Genomic DNA, 16,008 nt, shown 5'->3' on the forward strand with positions numbered 1-16,008 from the left:
GACATGAACAAACCCAGACTCAAGGGCCTCGGCCGCGGACTCGACGCGCTGCTCGCCGCCAACCAGGAAGAAGAGGCCGACAAGGGCGAACTGCAGTCCTTGGCGATCATCGCGCTGCAGCCCGGCAAGTACCAGCCGCGCACACGCATGGACCCGGGCTCGCTGGAGGAGCTCGCGGCCTCGATCAAGGCCCAGGGTGTGATGCAGCCGATCATGGTGCGTCCGGTGGACGACGACGCCTACGAGATCATCGCCGGCGAGCGGCGCTGGCGTGCGGCGCAGATCGCCGGCCTGGCCGAGGTGCCCTGCCTGGTGCGGGAGATCCCCGACGAGGCCGCGCTGGCGATGTCGCTGATCGAGAACATCCAGCGCGAGGACCTCAACCCGCTCGAGGAAGCCGGTGGCATCCAGCGCCTGATCGACGAGTTCGACATGACCCACCAGCAGGCGGCGGACGCGGTCGGCCGCTCGCGCCCGGCGGCGTCGAACCTGCTGCGCCTGCTCAATCTCGCCAAGCAGGTGCAGGAGCTGCTGATGGCGGGCGACATCGACATGGGGCATGCGCGCGCCCTGTTGCCGCTGGATGGCGCCAGCCAGATCCAGCTCGCCAACCAGGTCGCCGCGCGCCAGTTGTCGGTGCGCGACACCGAGCGCCTCGTGCAGCAGATCCTCAACCCGCGCCAGAAGAAGCCTGCCCCCCAGCCCGATCGCGACCTGCTGCGCCTCGAGGAAGAGGTGTCGGATGCGATCGGCGCCACGGTGAAGATCAAGGCCAACAAGAAGGGCGCGGGCGAGGTCACGATCCGCTTCGGCAGCCTCGACCAGCTCGACGGCGTGCTCGGCCGCCTGCGCTAGGCTTCGCCGGCGCGCGCCTGTTCGTCGGCGCGCCGCGCCGCGCCCACCCCACGCGCCTCGTCGATCGCGGCCAGCGGCAGCAGCGCCAGGGCGAACAGGGCGATGCAGAACAGCACCGCGCCGTGCAGCCCGAACAGCCACTGCAGCAGGCCGACGCCGAAGATGCCGAAGATTGCCGCCAGCTTGCTGAACAGCCCCCAGAAGCCGAACAGCTCGGCCGCCCGGTGTTCGGGTGCGAACATGCCCACCAGGGCCCGGCCGACCGACTGGCTCGAGCCCAGGCTCAGGCCGGACAGCAGCCCGGCAAACAGGAACACCTCCTCGACCGCCAGCGCCAGGCCGAAGCTGCGGTTGATGGCCGCGGTCAGCGCGCCGACGAAGTAGATCGCCAGGATGGCCGCAATCCACAGCACCAGGGTCAGCGCGTAGGTGCGGCGACCGCCGAGCCGGCCCTGCAGTGCGCCGAACAGCAGGGCCCCGAGGAGGGCGGTGATCTGCACCACGATGAACATCAGGTTGCGCGTGCCTTCGCTCCAGCCGATGATCTGTGCGCCGTAGATGAAGGAGAAGGCGACGATCACATACACGCCGGCCATCGCGAACAGGATCGACGCGAACAGCAGGCCGAGGTCGGGAAAGTGCGACACCGAGCGCAGCGTGCCGAGCAGGCGGCCGTAGGCCGCACGCAGCACGCCGCGATCGAGCGTGCGATGACGACCGACCGGCGGCTCGCGCACCCACAGGAAGGTGGGGATGGCGGCGACGAGGAAGAAAACCGCCGCGAAGGGCCCCACCCAGCGCATGCGCTCGAAGTTCTCCGCGCTTACCTCGCCCAGGAAGAGCAGCACGAAGCCGGCCGACACCAGGCCGCCGGCATAGCCCAGTGCCCACCCCAGCCCCGATATCCGGCCCAGTTCGTCGCTGTCGCCGAGAAAGGGCAGGAAGCTCGCGATGAAGGACTCGCCGACCGAGTAGGCGGTGTTCGACACCACCACGAGCGCGAAGCCGAGCCAGATGTGGCCCGGACTGACGAAATAGAGCAGGGCGGTGCTCGCCACCGTGAGCAGATAGCTTGCGAACAGCATGCGCTTCTTGGCCTGCGCATAATCCATGATGGCGCCCAGCAGCGGCGCGCTCGCCACCACCAGGGCATAGCTCAGGCACAGCGCCAGGCTCCACAGCAGGTTGCCGAGCCGGTAGTCCGGCGCGTCGCCCACCACCAGGCGGGTGTACAGGTCGCCGAAGATCACCGTGATGATCAGCAGCGTGTACGCCTGGTTGGCGAAATCGAACATGCTCCAGCCGAAGATTTCGCGGCGCGTGGCCTTGCGGGTCGTGATCATGGCGGCGTGGGACAGGGGCGGAGCCGGGCGGTGAGGGCAGGAAGAATCTGTTCTGGATCGCCCGCAGGTGATCCAACTTCTATAAGATACACGACGGTTCCTCGAGTCCGTGTTGCAATGCAACCTAAGTTTGACTTTGCTGCGGTAAACCCCTACCATCCGCGGGATTTTGGGCGGTCGCCTGCGAAGAAATGCGCACGGGCGATAAAACCGATGCTTAAAGCCGTCATAATGCAGTTCGTTGCGACACTGCTTGCAGCGCTGATTTCAGCAGCCCTGTTCGGTGTCCCCGGCGCGATTTCCGCGGCGGCTGCAGGCTTGGCGTGCGTGTTGCCGAGCTGGATGTTCGCCATGCGCCTTGCGGCCATGACGCGCCGGACCGGTACGGCGACGGTGACCGCCTTCGTCGCAGGCGAGTTCATCAAGGTCGCCTCGATAGTGGGATTGTTGGTGCTGGTGTGGGCTGTCTATCCTGACCTCCACTGGGGGGGCATGTTGATCGGTCTCATCCTGGCGCTTAAGGCGAACTTATTTGCATTTTTGGTGAAGACCTGACCATGGCTGGAAACGCTCCCACCGCATCCGAGTACGTAACCCACCACCTCGGACATTTCAACAACACCGGGCACCCGCAGGAAAACATCGTCGATTTCAGCATCATCAATATCGACTCGATGTTCTTCTCGATCGGCCTTGGCCTGCTGACCATCTTCATCCTGTGGCTGGCTGCGCGCAAGGCGACCTCGGGCGTCCCCGGGCGCTTCCAGGGCTTCGTCGAGCTCCTGGTCGAGATGGTCGCCGACCAGGCCAAGGGCATCATTCACAGCCCTGAGTCGCGCAAGTTCGTCGCACCGCTCGCGCTGACGGTCTTCATCTGGATCTTCCTGATGAACGCGATGGACCTCGTGCCCGTCGATCTGATTCCGATGATCTGGACCGGCATCTACGCCGCGGCCGGCGGCGACCCCGCCCACGCCTACATGCGTGTCGTGGCGACCGCCGACCTGTCCGCCACCCTTGGCATGTCCTGCGGCGTGCTGCTGCTGTGCCTGTACTACAACGTCAAGATCAAGGGTGTCGGCGGCTGGGTGCATGAGCTCTTCACCGCTCCCTTCGGCAGCCACCCGCTGCTGTACCCGGTCAACTTCGCGATGCAGATCATCGAGTTCCTCGCCAAGACGATCTCGCACGGCATGCGACTGTTCGGCAACCTGTACGCTGGCGAACTGATCTTCATCCTGATCGCGCTGCTGGGCGGCACGGCCACCGTGTTCGGTTTCGTCGGTCACGTCATCGCGGGCACGATCTGGGCGATCTTCCACATCCTGATCATCCTGCTGCAGGCCTTCATCTTCATGATGCTGACCCTGGTGTATGTCGGTCAGGCGCACGAGAGCCACTAAGTTTCGCTTTAATCTTCAACGCAGTACCTGGTTTTAAACTCACCTTCCCCACTAAGGAGTCGTCATGGAAAACGTTCTGGGTTTTGTTGCTCTGGCTGCTGGTCTGATCATCGGTCTGGGTGCGATCGGTGCTTGTATCGGTATCGGCATCATGGGTTCCAAGTACCTCGAAGCCTCGGCTCGTCAGCCCGAACTGATGAACGCCCTGCAAACCAAGATGTTCCTGCTCGCTGGTCTGATCGACGCCGCGTTCCTGATCGGCGTCGGTATCGCCATGATGTTCGCCTTCGCCAACCCGTTCCAGCTCTGATCGGTTCGAGTTCATCCTTTATTGAACCAACCTGAGGGCCAAGAACCGTGAATTTGAACGCAACTCTGATAGCCCAGCTCGTTGTGTTCTTCATTCTGGCGTGGTTCACGATGAAATTCGTGTGGCCGCCCATCGTGAAGGCACTGGACGAGCGTGCGAAGAAAATCGCCGACGGGCTGGCAGCTGCGGACAAGGCCAAGGCTGATCTGGTACTCGCCGAGAAGAAGGTCGTCGAGGAACTGCGCAAGGCCCGCGAATCCGCGGGCGACGTGCGTACCTCTGCTGAAAAGCAGGCGAGCCACCTGATCGACGAGGCCCGCGCCGAAGCCGCCCGCATCATTGCCGCAGCGCGCGAAGCGGCCGAATCCGAAGCCGGTGCCGCAGCGCAACGCGCCAAGGAAGCCCTGCGCGACCAGGTCGCCCATCTGGCTGTTGCCGGCGCCGAGAAGATCCTGCGCCGTGAGATCAATGCCCAGGTGCATGCCGAACTGCTTGCCAACCTGAAACAGGAACTGCAATAAGTCATGGCCGAGAACGTCACCATCGCGCGCCCCTATGCCGATGCCGCCTTCGAGCTGGCTCGCGGGGCAGGTGCGCTGGGGCCTTGGTCGGAAGCACTGGATCGGCTGGCCGGCCTGGCCGCCGATCCGGACATGCAGGCGTGCTTCAAGAACCCCAACCTTTCTGCCGACCAGCTCAACAAGCTGGTGCAGGACGTTGCCGGTGAATTGACCGCCGAACAGCAGAACTTCGTCCGTGTCCTCGTGGATAACGAACGCCTGCTGGTGCTTCCGGAGATCCGTGACCTGTTCGTTGCTCTCAAGAACGAACACGAAGGCGTCCTGGAGGCGGAAATCGCCTCCGCCTTCCCGCTCGACGATGCAGCGCTGGCCGCATTGAAGGCAGACCTCGAAGCTCGCTTCAAGGCCGCCATCAACGTGACGGTCACACTCGCCCCCGAACTCATCGGTGGGGTCCGCATCGCCGTTGGCGACGAAGTCATCGACGCCTCGGTCCGCGGCAAGCTCGCGAACATGGCCGCTGCGCTAAAGAACTAGGAGCATAAATGTCTATGCAACTCAACCCCTCTGAGATCAGTGACCTGATCAAGAGCCGGATCCAGAACCTGCAGCTCGCCGCCACGTCGCGTAACGAGGGCACGGTGGTTTCCGTCACCGACGGCATCACCCGCATCCACGGCCTGACCGACGTGATGCAGGGCGAGATGCTGGAGTTCCCCGGCAACACCTTCGGCATGGCGCTCAACCTCGAGCGTGATTCTGTCGGCGCGGTGGTGCTCGGCGAATACGAGCACATCACCGAGGGCGACACCGTCAAGGCCACCGGCCGCATTCTCGAGGTGCCGGTCGGCCCCGAGCTGGTCGGTCGCGTCGTCAATGCGCTGGGCCAGCCGATCGACGGCAAGGGCCCGATCAACGCCAAGCTCACCGACAAGATCGAGAAGGTCGCGCCGGGCGTGATCGCGCGCCAGTCCGTTTCGCAGCCGGTGCAGACCGGCCTCAAGTCGGTTGACTCCATGGTGCCGATCGGCCGTGGCCAGCGCGAGCTGATCATCGGCGACCGCCAGACCGGCAAGACCGCCGTCGCCGTCGACGCGATCATCAACCAGAAGGGCCAGGACATGTACTGCGTGTACGTGGCCATCGGCCAGAAGGCCTCGACCGTCGCCAACGTCGTGCGCAAGCTGGAAGAGAACGGCGCGATGGAATACACCATCGTCGTCGCCGCCACCGCATCCGAGTCCGCCGCCATGCAGTACCTGGCCGCCTACTCCGGTTGCACGATGGGCGAGTACTTCCGCGACCGCGGCATGGACGCCCTGATCGTCTATGACGATCTGACCAAGCAGGCCTGGGCCTACCGCCAGGTTTCGCTGCTGCTGCGCCGCCCGCCGGGCCGTGAAGCCTATCCGGGCGACGTGTTCTACCTGCACTCCCGCCTGCTCGAGCGCGCCGCGCGCGTGAATGCCGACTACGTCGAGAAGTTCACCAATGGCGAAGTCAAGGGCAAGACCGGTTCGCTGACCGCGCTGCCGATCATCGAGACCCAGGCCGGCGACGTGTCGGCGTTCGTTCCGACCAACGTGATCTCGATCACCGACGGCCAGATCTTCCTCGAGACCGACCTGTTCAACGCCGGTATCCGTCCCGCGATCAACGCCGGTATCTCGGTGTCCCGCGTCGGTGGCGCGGCACAGACCAAGGTCGTCAAGAAGCTTTCCGGCGGCATCCGTACCGACCTCGCGCAGTATCGCGAACTCGCAGCGTTCGCCCAGTTCGCTTCCGACCTCGACGACGCCACCCGCAAGCAGCTCGAGCGCGGCCGCCGCGTGACCGAGCTGATGAAGCAGGCCCAGTACTCGCCGATGTCGATCGCCGAAATGGCCATCGTGCTGTATGCGGTGAACAACGGCTACTTCGACGACGTCGAGGTCGCCCGCGTGCTGCCCTTCGAGGCCGCGATGCTGCAATTCGTCAAGACCAAGCAGGCCGATCTGGTCTCCTCGATCCTGAGCAAGAAGGAACTCGACGCCGACGGCGAGAAGACGCTGGCTGCTGCGATCGCCGAGTTCAAGAAGAGCTGGTCCTAAGGCCGGCGAGGGAGACGGAATATGGCTAGCGGTAAGGAAATCCGTACCAAGATCAAGAGCGTGCAAAACACGCGCAAGATCACCAAGGCCATGGAGATGGTGGCCGCATCCAAGATGCGCAAGGCGCAGGAACGGATGCGTGCTGCCCGCCCCTTTGCCGAGAAGATCCGCCGACTCGCCGCGAACCTGTCCCAGGCCAATGTGACCGACTACAAGCACCCTTTCCTGATCCGCAAGGATCAGGTGAGAAGGGTGGGGCTGATCCTGGTGACCACCGACAAGGGTTTGTGCGGTGGCCTCAACACCAACGTCCAGCGTGTTGCGCTGAATGCCATGAAGGACTGGGAGGCGAACGGCGTCTCCGAGATCCGGGCCTGCTGCATTGGCAACAAGGGGCTCGGCTTCATGCAGCGCATGGGCGCGAAGGTGGTGTCGAACGTCACGCAGCTCGGTGACACGCCTCACCTGGAAAAGCTGATCGGTCCGGTCAAGGTGATGCTCGATGCGTTCCAGAACGACGAGATCGACGCGGTGTACGTGGCTTACACGCGCTTCATCAACACGATGAAGCAGGAGCCGGTGCTGGAACAGCTGTTGCCGCTGACCGGCGAGAAGCTGGGTACGCCCGAAAGCTCGTGGGATTACCTCTACGAGCCGGATCCGCAGGTCGTCATCGACGAGCTGCTGGTGCGTTACGTCGAGGCACTGGTGTACCAGGCGGTGGCCGAGAACATGGCATCCGAACAGAGCGCGCGCATGGTGGCAATGAAGGCCGCTTCCGACAATGCCAAGAACGTGATTGGCGAGCTGCAGCTGGTCTACAACAAGACCCGCCAGGCCGCGATCACCAAGGAGCTGTCGGAAATCGTCGGCGGCGCCGCCGCGGTGTAACGGATTATTGAATTAAGGAAACGACGATGAGTCAAGGTACGATCGTTCAGTGCATCGGCGCGGTGGTGGACATCCAGTTCCCGCGTGATTCGATGCCCAAGGTGTATGACGCCCTGAAGCTCGAGGACGTGGCCGACTCTTTTGCCGAAGCAAATCTGACCTTCGAGGTTCAGCAGCAGCTCGGTGATGGTGTGGTGCGTACGATTGCGATGGGTTCTTCCGACGGCTTGCGCCGCGGCATGAAGGTTGCCAACACCGGCAAGCAGATCTCCGTGCCGGTCGGCATGGGCACGCTGGGCCGCATCATGGACGTGCTCGGTCGCCCGATCGACGACGCCGGCCCGATCGAGACCGACGAGCTGCGCGCCATTCACCAGAAGGCGCCGAAGTTCGACGAGCTTTCGCCCTCGGTCGAACTGCTCGAAACCGGCATCAAGGTCATCGACCTGATCTGCCCGTTCGCCAAGGGCGGCAAGGTGGGCCTGTTCGGTGGCGCCGGCGTCGGCAAGACCGTGAACATGATGGAGCTGATCAACAACATCGCCAAGCAGCACTCCGGTCTGTCGGTGTTCGCTGGCGTGGGCGAGCGTACTCGTGAGGGTAACGACTTCTACCACGAGATGAAGGACTCCAACGTGCTCGACAAGGTCGCGATGGTGTTCGGTCAGATGAACGAGCCCCCGGGCAACCGTCTGCGCGTGGCGCTGACCGGCCTGACCATGGCCGAGCGCTTCCGTGACGAAGGCCGCGACATCCTGTTCTTCGTGGATAACATCTACCGCTACACCCTGGCCGGTACCGAAGTGTCCGCGCTGCTGGGTCGTATGCCGTCCGCGGTGGGTTACCAGCCGACGCTGGCCGAAGAAATGGGCCGTCTGCAGGAGCGCATCACCTCCACCAAGGTCGGTTCGATCACCTCGATCCAGGCCGTGTATGTGCCCGCGGATGACTTGACCGACCCGTCGCCCGCCACCACCTTCCTGCACCTCGACTCGACCGTCGTGCTGTCGCGTGACATCGCCGCGCTGGGTATCTACCCGGCGGTCGATCCGCTCGACTCCACCTCGCGCCAGCTCGATCCGCTGGTCGTGGGTGAAGAGCACTACAACGTGGCGCGCCAGGTTCAGATGACGCTGCAGAAGTACAAGGAACTGCGTGACATCATCGCGATTCTGGGTATGGACGAGCTGTCGCCGGAAGACAAGCTGTCGGTGGCCCGTGCGCGCAAGATCCAGCGCTTCCTGTCGCAGCCCTTCCACGTTGCAGAAGTGTTCACCGGTTCGCCGGGCAAGTATGTGACGCTGCAAGAGACGATCCGTGGCTTCAAGATGATTGTCAGCGGCGAGCTGGACAGCCTGCCTGAACAGGCTTTCTACATGGTCGGCGGCATCGACGAGGCCATCGAGAAGGCGAAGAAGCTCCAGTAACGAGGTAGCCCGCGCAGCGCAGATGCGATGCGCGGGACATCAAGGGGAAACATATGGCTATGACGGTACATGTCGACATCGTCAGTGCGGAAGAGCAGATTTTCTCCGGGCTGGCCGAGTTCGTCGCGCTGCCTGGCGAGGCGGGTGAACTCGGCATCCTGCCTGGTCACATGCCGCTGATGACCCGGATCAAGCCGGGCGCCGTGCGCGTGCGTGCCCAGAATGCGACCGAAGAGGAGTTGATCTTCGTCGCGGGTGGCCTGCTGGAAGTTCAGCCAGGTCTGGTGACGGTGCTCGCAGATACCGCGATCCGTGGCAAGGATCTGGACGAGGCGAAGGCGCTCGAAGCCAAGCGTAAGGCCGAGGAAGCGATGGCCAACCAGACCGCGCGTCTGGACTATGCCAAGGCCCAGGCCGAGCTGATGGAAGCAGTGGCACAGCTCGCCGCCATCCAGCGGCTGCGCAAGCGCGGTCACTGAGCGGCGACCTTCGCAGGCGCATCATGAAAGCAGCTCTTCGGGGCTGCTTTTTTTTTGCGCCCCCGAGTTGGTGAATCGGCAAAAAGGCCCGGCGTCGCGGTGATCAGGCGGGCCGGGCGCGCTGTTCGAGGCGCTTGATGCGTTTCTCGAGCCGCGCCGCATCGTCGCGCAGCGCAACCAGCGACTGGGCGAAGGGTGCGAGCGCTGCCCTCTGTACCAGCAGCGGGGCTTCTTCGGTGAGGTATTCGGCGAGATTGCCGCCCACCCGCTCCGCCGAGCGCCGACCCTCGGCGACCAGCTTGCGGCCGGTGTCCATCAGGCGGTGGGCGGCGATGTCACCGAACACCCGCGACAGGTCTTCCTCGGCGTCCCAGCGCAGGTGGCGGAACACGAAGCCGAGGGCCTCGGCAAACTCGGCGTTGCCTTCGATGCGCACGTGGCGCATCGCCGTTTCCAGCCCATCGACCAGTAGCCGTGGCAATTCACCGACGGCGACGCGCAGGCCGACGTCGGGCGCCGCCTCGCCCGCCCACTCGGCGAGGTAGCCGTCGGCAGTGACGCAGAAGTCCACGTCCCCGATGGGGCTGAGCCCCAGTCTGGCGGTCTGCCCGGCGTGGGGCTGGAGGCGCACGCGTGCCCAGCCGGACTGGGCGAGGAGGTGGTTGGTGGCCGACAGGAAGGCGCTGGAGAGCATGCGGCACTGCCAAAAAAAGAAGGAGGCACCTGAAGAGTGCCTCCCGAGGTTACGCCAAGGGGCTTACTGGAACTGCTGCACGCCGGCGATCAGCCAGCCTCCGCTGCCGGTGATCGGCTTGGTGAGGTGCCAGATCTCGTTGAAGGCCACCGGCGCGGCATCGGCCTCTTCGCGCAGCAGGCCGTCGAAGCGCACGCTGACCACGTAGCGGTTGTCGGCCTCCTCGACGTCGATGACCTCGGCGTTGAGTTCGACCACATCGGTGCGCTGTTCCGTGCCGCGACGCTCGTTGAGCTGCATGCACAGTTCGGCGAACACCTCGGGCGTGGTGAACTCGCGCAGGTCGTCGAGATTGCCGGCATCGTTGGCAGCCTGCAGGCGGATGAAGTTCAGCTTGGCCTGACGCGCAAAACCGTCGGTGTCGAAGCCCGATGCAATCGCCTTTTCCAGACCACTGCTTGCCGGCTCACCCTGCGCGGCGCCGCTGCCGAACGCCGGCTGGGCCTGGAAGGGCATGGCGTTGCCCGTGGCAGGGCCCGCCGCGGCCGGCGCGCCGGCGTACTGCAGGCCACGACCTTGCTGGGCGTTCGCGCCGGCATTGCGGCGGAAGATCATGCGGAAGATGAAGAAGGCCGCTGCGGCGAGCAGCAGGATCATGAAGAAGTTGGCGAAGCCTTCGCCGAGACCCAGGTGCGAGAACAGCGCCGCGAGGCCGAGGCCGGCGGCGAGGCCGGCGATCGGACCCATCCACGAGCGGCTCTGGGCCGCAGGCGCGGCAGCACCCTGACGCGGTGCCTGCTGCTGGGTGGCTGCGGGCTGGCGCGGCTGCGACGGCGGTGTGGCCTGGCGCTGCATGCCGAAGCTGCTGCCGCCGCCAAGGCGCTTGGCTTCGGCCTCGGGGATCACCATGACAAAGGAAGCGATCGCTAGGACGAGCGAGAGAAAGAAGGATTTCATCGGTGTTGAGTCTCCAGGTTCAGATCTTGTAGCCACGGTGCAGCGCAACAACGCCGGCACTCAGGTTGAAGTAGTCGACCCGGCCAAGGCCGGCTTGTTCCATCATGGACTTCAATTCTTCCTGTCCAGGGTGCATGCGGATGGATTCGGCGAGGTAGCGATAGCTGTCGGCGTCGCGCGCCACCTTGTCGCCCATCCAGGGCAGCAGCTTGAAGGAATAGAGGTCGTAGAGCGGTGACAGTGGTTTCCACACGCGCGAGAACTCCAGCACCAGCAGGCGGCCACCCGGGCGCAGCACGCGGCGCATCTCGGCCAGGGCGACGTCCTTGTGCGTCATGTTGCGCAGCCCGAAGGCGACCGTGACGCAGTCGAACCAGTCGTCGGGGAAGGGCAGCTTCTCGGCGTTGCACTGCGCCGCCGGCATGGGAAAACCGCGGTCGATCATGCGGTCGCGGCCACGCGAGAGCATGGCGTGGTTGATGTCGGTGAGCCACACCTGGCCGGTCCTGCCCACCTTGCGCGCGAACGCCAGCGAGAGGTCGGCGGTGCCGCCGGCGACGTCGAGCACGCGGTCGCCCTCGCGCACGCCCGAGACCTGGATGGTGAAGGCCTTCCAGATCCGGTGCAGGCCGAAGGACATCAGGTCGTTCATGATGTCGTACTTGCTCGCGACCGAGGAGAAGACCTCGGCCACCTTCTTTTCCTTCTGTTCCTCGGCCACCGTCTGGTAGCCGAAGTGCGTGGTCTTGTCGCTCATGATGTGCTCAGTGGTGATGGCCACAACCGCCGCCCTTCGGCGCCGGCGGCGGGACCAGGGCTGGGTCGCGGGTGCCGCCTTCACGCTCAAGGCGCTCGAGGTAGGCCGCCCACAGAGCCTCCTGCTCGCGCCCGAGGCCGTACAGGTAGTCCCATGAGTACAGCCCGCTGTCGTGACCATCGGAGAACACGGGCTTGATGGCGTAGTTGCCGACCGGCGAGATGTCGACGATGTCAACGTCGCGCTTGCCCTGCTGCAGGGTCTCCTGCCCGGGGCCGTGGCCGCGGACCTCGGCGGAGGGCGAGTACACGCGCAGGAATTCGAAGGGCAGCTCGAAGCGGCTGCCGTCGTCGAAGGCGATGTCCAGACGCCTGGACTTGCGGTGCACCGTGATTTCGGTGGGAATCGGCGTGTTGCGATCGAGTCCGGCCATGGTGTCAGTCCCGGTTTTGGGGCCACAATCATACCCGAATCGGTGCCGGTCGTTCCCAGTGCCGGCGCCAGCGGGGCAGGCCCGCGCCGCCACGGTGGTGTTTCACTGCGATGACGTGTCATGAAAGCGTCAAAGAGCTGCAATACACTGCCGCTGCTGCTTACACGGAGTCGAGGCATGCCAGCGAACATCTTGCTTGTGGAAGACGAACCGGCGATCCAGGAACTGATCGCCGCCAACCTCGCGCGTGCCGGGCACCACGTCGTGCGTGCCGCGGATGCGGAGACGGCTCAGCGCATCGTGCGCGAGGCCTTGCCCGATCTGGTTCTGCTCGACTGGATGCTGCCGGGTGCCTCAGGGGTCGAGTTTGCGCGCCGCCTGCGCGCCGAAGAGCGCACCCGCGAGATTCCCATCATCATGCTCACCGCGCGGGGCGAGGAGCAGGACAAGGTCACCGGCCTCGAGACCGGGGCCGACGATTACATCACCAAGCCCTTCAGCCCGCGCGAGCTGGTCGCCCGCATCAAGGCGGTGTTGCGTCGGCGCGCGCCCCAGGCGACCGAGGACGCGGTCGAGCTCGGCGGCCTGCGCCTCGACCCCGCCACGCACCGGGTGAGCGCCGGCGAGACCGCGCTCGCGCTGGGGCCGACCGAATTTCGCCTGCTGCACTTCCTGATGACCCACCCCGAGCGGGTGCATTCACGCGCCCAGCTCCTCGACCAGGTGTGGGGCGATCACGTGTTCGTCGAAGAACGCACCGTCGACGTCCATATCCGGCGCCTGCGCTGTGCGCTCGAACCGAGTGCCCACGACAGCCTGATCCAGACCGTGCGCGGCAGCGGCTACCGCTTCTCGGTGCAGGCGCCGCTGACCTCGGCGGCGTCGTGATCGACAGCCCATCCCGAGCGGCCCCGGCGTGATTCTCAGACCTCTGCGCTACATCGGTATCAGTGCCGCCGCGCCCTTCGTCGCGGTCATCGTGCTGGCGGCGCTGGCGGCGGCGTATCGCGGTGCCGATGCGGCGCTGGCCTTGCTGCTGGTGGGCTTCATCGCGTCGGCCATCCTGCTCGTGCGCAACCTGGTCGCGCTGGTGGAGTGGGCCCGACAGCCGGTCGGTACGCCCGTGCCGCAGGGAGAGGGCGTGTGGGGAGGCGTATTCGCCGAGATCGGCGAGCGCCTGCAGCGTGAATGCGAGGTCAAGGAGAAGCTGTCGGCCCAGCTCGGGCGATTCCAGCAGGCCGCGCAGGCAATGCCGGACGGCGTGCTGTACCTCGGCGAGGACGACACGATCGAATGGATGAACCCGATGGCCGAGCAGCATTTCGACCTCGACCGTCGGCACGATCTGCGCGCGCCGCTGCAGAACCTGATCCGCCAGCCTGAGTTCGTCGCCTACCTGGCCGCGAACGACTTCAGCGAGCCGCTGGTGATGCACTCCCATCGGCGGCGCGACCGCGCGCTGCAGATCCTGGTCATCGCCTTTGCCGGCAACCGGCGCATGGTGCTGTCGCGCGACATCTCCCAGCTCGAGCGCCTGGAGAACATGCGGCGCGACTTCGTCGCCAACGTGTCACACGAGCTGCGGACGCCGCTGACCGTGGTCGGCGGCTTCCTCGAGACCCTGATCGACGGCATCGATCACTACTCGCGCGACGAGGTCATCCAGTACCTGAGCCTGGCGAGCGAGCAGTCCGGCCGCATGCAGCGCCTGATCGAGGGGCTGCTGACGCTGTCGGCGCTGGAGACTGGTGCGCCGGCCCAGGTCGACGAGCTGGTCGACGCCATCGGCCTGGTGCGCGAGGTCGCGGCCGAGACCGAGCTGCTGTCGGCGGGCCGCCACGAGATCAGCCTGGTGCTGGAGGGTGGCGAGGCGGCCGTGCTCGGCAGTCGCAAGGAGTTGCACAGCGCGTTCGCCAACCTTGCCAGCAATGCGGTGCGCTATACGCCGGCCGGCGGGCACATCGAGATCGGCTGGCGCTCCAGCGCCGAGGGCGGCGAGTACTGGGTCAGCGATGACGGTATCGGCATCGATCCGACACACATCCCGCGTCTGACCGAGCGCTTCTACCGCGTCGACCGCGGGCGCTCGCGCGAGACCGGCGGCACCGGCCTCGGCCTGGCGATCGTCAAGCACATCGTCACCCGCCACCAGGGCGAACTGGCGGTCGACAGCGAACTGGGCAAGGGCAGCCGCTTCACGATGCGTTTTCCGGCGGCACGGCTCAGGCGGGACTAGGCTCCAACTCGTCGAAGCTGCACTGGTCGAAGTTGGCGCCACGCAGCAGCAGCCTGGTCAGCTCGACCTTGCGCGCGACGCCGTCCTGGCGCAGCTCGAGGATGCGTCCGCGCCGGAACCACTGCGCCGGCAGCACCAGCGAGGCGTCGGACTTCAGGGCCGGCGAGGCGGGCAGCAGGAAGGCCTGGTGGTAGGGCTCGCGGCTGCCGTTGCTGGTCTGGCGGATCGCCAGCACGCGCGGGACGCCGGGCAGCACATTGACGCCGATCTCGAGCGTGCCTTCGGCGCGGTACATGAGCCAGCTCAGGTCGCCCAAGAGGAATTGCTCGCCGTCGGGCGGGCGGATGGCGATGAGCTGGTGATGCTCGAGGCGCGAGGCGTCGCTGCGGCGCTGCAGCCGGAAGCCGCCGACCGACTGGTCGAGCAGACCCCAGCGCTCGCATTCGAGACCGAGCATCTCGGCCTGCTCCTTGCGCCGTTGCAGCTCACGTTGCGGATCGGGGATCAGGCTCGCGCGCTCGCGGAAGGTGAGCAGCGCCATGTCCTCGGCCCGCGGTCGGTGCGCCGACGCCGTGCGCGGCTGCTGGAACAGCTCACCCTGGATGGCGAAGCCCATGCCCAGCCAGTCTCCGGTGAGCTCGACCTCGCCGACCTTGCTGCGCCGCGGAAAACGCCTGCCCGCGGCGGCCAGCCCCCAGGGCCGGTACAGCGACAGCAGCAGACGGCCGGCGTCGCCGGTCGAGCAGTCCTCGCCCAGGCCGAGCGAGGCCGGTTTGACGCCGCGCTTGAACTGCGCCATCACGGCCTGGATCTGGGTTGCCAGGGCGCTGCCGTCGAAACGCATCAGGCTCGGCGTGCGGGCGAGCAGACCGAGCGGGCGCAGGCCCTGGTCGAGCTCGAAGTCCACCCCGTAGGTGGTCGATTTCGAGCTCTCCAGCTCGGCATCGACCGCGCAGTAGGGCGCGAAGCGCTGCGCCCAGCGCACGATCCAGCCCAGCTCGCGCTCGCTGCGGCCGTAGGGGTTGGCGAGATCGACGAGCAGGATCGCGACGTAGGCTTCGTGCGGGCTTTGCGCGCGCCAGGTTTCGTTGAGGGGCTCGGAGACGCGGATGCGCGCGACGCCCTGTTCGAGCGCGCTGGCGTAGCTCCTGTGCAGGGTGCGCCACATGCCAGGCTCGAGCGCGCGATGGGCACGGAAGTACTCGATCAGCGCCAGGCCCTCGTACAGGATGCGGCGCTGCATCAGCAGGGCACGCTGGTCTTCGAGCGTGCCTTCGGCCGCGTCGGCGTCGGCGATGCGCGCGTAGGAGCGCGCCATGTCCTGCCACAGGGCGATCACGCGGCCGAGGGTCGCGTTTTCCTCGCTGTCGGGCGGCAGCGGGTGGGCGGCATAGCGCCGCGCCATCTCGCCCTGCGCGAAGCTCAGGGTGTCACGCGCGGCTTCGAGCACCTCGAGATGCTGGTTGGGGGCGGGGCGACCCTCGAGCAGGCCGTGCACGATCTGCACCAGGGTCTGGTGCGTGGCCTTGAAGTCGATCGGATGCAGGCGCTGCAGCAGGTCGAGGCAGGCGGAGGGGTGGGTGTAATCCATGGCGTAGCTTCGAGGTTCGCG

At 65.8% G+C, this 16,008-nt stretch carries 18 protein-coding genes; 12 read left to right on the forward strand and 6 right to left on the reverse strand.

Going from position 1 to position 16,008, the window contains the following annotated elements; translation table 11 throughout:
- Positions 1 to 3: 3 nt before the first annotated feature.
- Positions 4 to 855 (forward strand): ParB/RepB/Spo0J family partition protein, encoded by an 852-nt coding sequence (locus tag PLC66_RS09420; protein ID WP_324539691.1) that lies wholly within the window; start codon positions 4 to 6, stop codon positions 853 to 855.
- Here the strand turns inward: PLC66_RS09420 and PLC66_RS09425 are convergent.
- Positions 852 to 2,198, reverse strand: a complete 1,347-nt coding sequence (locus PLC66_RS09425; RefSeq protein ID WP_324539693.1) for an MFS transporter — start codon at positions 2,196 to 2,198, stop codon at positions 852 to 854. The two genes, PLC66_RS09420 and PLC66_RS09425, sit on opposite strands and share 4 nt — an antisense overlap.
- Before the next feature lie 213 nt (positions 2,199 to 2,411).
- Here PLC66_RS09425 and PLC66_RS09430 point away from each other — a divergent pair, with 213 nt between their 5' ends.
- From PLC66_RS09430 to PLC66_RS09470, 9 genes are all read left to right on the forward strand, one after another.
- Positions 2,412 to 2,753: an ATP synthase subunit I gene (locus tag PLC66_RS09430; protein WP_324539695.1), complete on the forward strand. Its 342-nt coding sequence runs from the start codon at positions 2,412 to 2,414 to the stop codon at positions 2,751 to 2,753.
- Between the two features lie 2 nt (positions 2,754 to 2,755).
- Complete coding sequence (gene atpB, locus PLC66_RS09435; protein ID WP_324539697.1) at positions 2,756 to 3,601, forward strand: F0F1 ATP synthase subunit A; 846 nt, start codon at positions 2,756 to 2,758, stop codon at positions 3,599 to 3,601.
- Between the two features lie 64 nt (positions 3,602 to 3,665).
- Positions 3,666 to 3,911 (forward strand): F0F1 ATP synthase subunit C, encoded by a 246-nt coding sequence (gene atpE / locus PLC66_RS09440; protein WP_002925444.1) that lies wholly within the window; start codon positions 3,666 to 3,668, stop codon positions 3,909 to 3,911.
- Positions 3,912 to 3,958: 47 nt separating this feature from the next.
- A complete protein-coding gene (locus PLC66_RS09445) occupies positions 3,959 to 4,432 on the forward strand; it encodes a F0F1 ATP synthase subunit B (RefSeq protein ID WP_324539699.1) in 474 nt (157 codons plus the stop codon).
- Positions 4,433 to 4,435: 3 nt separating this feature from the next.
- Positions 4,436 to 4,969 (forward strand): F0F1 ATP synthase subunit delta, encoded by a 534-nt coding sequence (locus PLC66_RS09450; protein WP_324539701.1) that lies wholly within the window; start codon positions 4,436 to 4,438, stop codon positions 4,967 to 4,969.
- Positions 4,970 to 4,983: 14 nt separating this feature from the next.
- On the forward strand, positions 4,984 to 6,522 hold the full coding sequence (atpA, locus tag PLC66_RS09455; RefSeq protein WP_324539784.1) for a F0F1 ATP synthase subunit alpha: 1,539 nt from the start codon (positions 4,984 to 4,986) through the stop codon (positions 6,520 to 6,522).
- Between the two features lie 21 nt (positions 6,523 to 6,543).
- Positions 6,544 to 7,413, forward strand: a complete 870-nt coding sequence (atpG, locus tag PLC66_RS09460) for a F0F1 ATP synthase subunit gamma (protein ID WP_324539703.1) — start codon at positions 6,544 to 6,546, stop codon at positions 7,411 to 7,413.
- Positions 7,414 to 7,439: 26 nt separating this feature from the next.
- The gene (gene atpD / locus PLC66_RS09465) at positions 7,440 to 8,840 is read left to right on the forward strand and encodes a F0F1 ATP synthase subunit beta (protein WP_324539705.1); all 1,401 of its coding nucleotides are present in this window, start codon (positions 7,440 to 7,442) and stop codon (positions 8,838 to 8,840) included.
- Between the two features lie 53 nt (positions 8,841 to 8,893).
- On the forward strand, positions 8,894 to 9,319 hold the full coding sequence (locus tag PLC66_RS09470) for a F0F1 ATP synthase subunit epsilon (protein ID WP_004363778.1): 426 nt from the start codon (positions 8,894 to 8,896) through the stop codon (positions 9,317 to 9,319).
- 103 nt (positions 9,320 to 9,422) lie between these two features.
- Here PLC66_RS09470 and PLC66_RS09475 read toward each other — a convergent pair whose 3' ends face one another.
- The 4 genes from PLC66_RS09475 to PLC66_RS09490 form a co-directional block, all read right to left on the reverse strand.
- Positions 9,423 to 10,013: a ubiquinone biosynthesis accessory factor UbiJ gene (locus PLC66_RS09475; RefSeq protein ID WP_324539707.1), complete on the reverse strand. Its 591-nt coding sequence runs from the start codon at positions 10,011 to 10,013 to the stop codon at positions 9,423 to 9,425.
- A 63-nt stretch (positions 10,014 to 10,076) separates the two neighbouring features.
- Entirely contained in the window at positions 10,077 to 10,970 is an 894-nt protein-coding gene (locus PLC66_RS09480) for a Tim44 domain-containing protein (RefSeq protein WP_324539709.1), read from the reverse strand.
- 19 nt (positions 10,971 to 10,989) lie between these two features.
- Complete coding sequence (gene ubiE, locus PLC66_RS09485; RefSeq protein WP_324539710.1) at positions 10,990 to 11,727, reverse strand: bifunctional demethylmenaquinone methyltransferase/2-methoxy-6-polyprenyl-1,4-benzoquinol methylase UbiE; 738 nt, start codon at positions 11,725 to 11,727, stop codon at positions 10,990 to 10,992.
- 7 nt (positions 11,728 to 11,734) lie between these two features.
- Entirely contained in the window at positions 11,735 to 12,160 is a 426-nt protein-coding gene (locus PLC66_RS09490) for a gamma-butyrobetaine hydroxylase family protein (RefSeq protein WP_324539712.1), read from the reverse strand.
- 177 nt (positions 12,161 to 12,337) lie between these two features.
- On the opposite strand from PLC66_RS09490, the gene phoB reads away from it, so the two are divergent.
- Entirely contained in the window at positions 12,338 to 13,048 is a 711-nt protein-coding gene (phoB, locus tag PLC66_RS09495) for a phosphate regulon transcriptional regulator PhoB (protein ID WP_324539714.1), read from the forward strand.
- A 28-nt stretch (positions 13,049 to 13,076) separates the two neighbouring features.
- The gene (phoR, locus tag PLC66_RS09500) at positions 13,077 to 14,396 is read left to right on the forward strand and encodes a phosphate regulon sensor histidine kinase PhoR (RefSeq protein ID WP_324539716.1); all 1,320 of its coding nucleotides are present in this window, start codon (positions 13,077 to 13,079) and stop codon (positions 14,394 to 14,396) included.
- On the opposite strand, the gene PLC66_RS09505 is transcribed toward phoR, so the two are convergent.
- Positions 14,383 to 15,987, reverse strand: coding sequence for a cyclic-di-GMP receptor FimW-related protein (locus PLC66_RS09505; protein WP_324539717.1), 1,605 nt, complete (start codon positions 15,985 to 15,987; stop codon positions 14,383 to 14,385). The genes phoR and PLC66_RS09505 overlap by 14 nt on opposite strands.
- Positions 15,988 to 16,008: the final 21 nt, after the last annotated feature.

This window comes from Thauera sp. (assembly GCF_035444905.1).
GTDB lineage: Bacteria > Pseudomonadota > Gammaproteobacteria > Burkholderiales > Rhodocyclaceae > Thauera.

What these genes read in the sequence shown, in the direction of transcription:
- PLC66_RS09420 (WP_324539691.1), top strand. Translation starts at nt 4, where the DNA reads ATGAACAAACCCAGACTCAAGGGCCTCGGCCGCGGACTCGACGCGCTG.
- PLC66_RS09425 (WP_324539693.1), bottom strand. Translation starts at nt 2,198, where the DNA reads ATGATCACGACCCGCAAGGCCACGCGCCGCGAAATCTTCGGCTGGAGC.
- PLC66_RS09430 (WP_324539695.1), top strand. Translation starts at nt 2,412, where the DNA reads ATGCTTAAAGCCGTCATAATGCAGTTCGTTGCGACACTGCTTGCAGCG.
- atpB (WP_324539697.1), top strand. Translation starts at nt 2,756, where the DNA reads ATGGCTGGAAACGCTCCCACCGCATCCGAGTACGTAACCCACCACCTC.
- atpE (WP_002925444.1), top strand. Translation starts at nt 3,666, where the DNA reads ATGGAAAACGTTCTGGGTTTTGTTGCTCTGGCTGCTGGTCTGATCATC.
- PLC66_RS09450 (WP_324539701.1), top strand. Translation starts at nt 4,436, where the DNA reads ATGGCCGAGAACGTCACCATCGCGCGCCCCTATGCCGATGCCGCCTTC.
- atpA (WP_324539784.1), top strand. Translation starts at nt 4,984, where the DNA reads ATGCAACTCAACCCCTCTGAGATCAGTGACCTGATCAAGAGCCGGATC.
- atpG (WP_324539703.1), top strand. Translation starts at nt 6,544, where the DNA reads ATGGCTAGCGGTAAGGAAATCCGTACCAAGATCAAGAGCGTGCAAAAC.
- atpD (WP_324539705.1), top strand. Translation starts at nt 7,440, where the DNA reads ATGAGTCAAGGTACGATCGTTCAGTGCATCGGCGCGGTGGTGGACATC.
- PLC66_RS09470 (WP_004363778.1), top strand. Translation starts at nt 8,894, where the DNA reads ATGGCTATGACGGTACATGTCGACATCGTCAGTGCGGAAGAGCAGATT.
- PLC66_RS09475 (WP_324539707.1), bottom strand. Translation starts at nt 10,013, where the DNA reads ATGCTCTCCAGCGCCTTCCTGTCGGCCACCAACCACCTCCTCGCCCAG.
- PLC66_RS09480 (WP_324539709.1), bottom strand. Translation starts at nt 10,970, where the DNA reads ATGAAATCCTTCTTTCTCTCGCTCGTCCTAGCGATCGCTTCCTTTGTC.
- ubiE (WP_324539710.1), bottom strand. Translation starts at nt 11,727, where the DNA reads ATGAGCGACAAGACCACGCACTTCGGCTACCAGACGGTGGCCGAGGAA.
- PLC66_RS09490 (WP_324539712.1), bottom strand. Translation starts at nt 12,160, where the DNA reads ATGGCCGGACTCGATCGCAACACGCCGATTCCCACCGAAATCACGGTG.
- phoB (WP_324539714.1), top strand. Translation starts at nt 12,338, where the DNA reads ATGCCAGCGAACATCTTGCTTGTGGAAGACGAACCGGCGATCCAGGAA.
- PLC66_RS09505 (WP_324539717.1), bottom strand. Translation starts at nt 15,987, where the DNA reads ATGGATTACACCCACCCCTCCGCCTGCCTCGACCTGCTGCAGCGCCTG.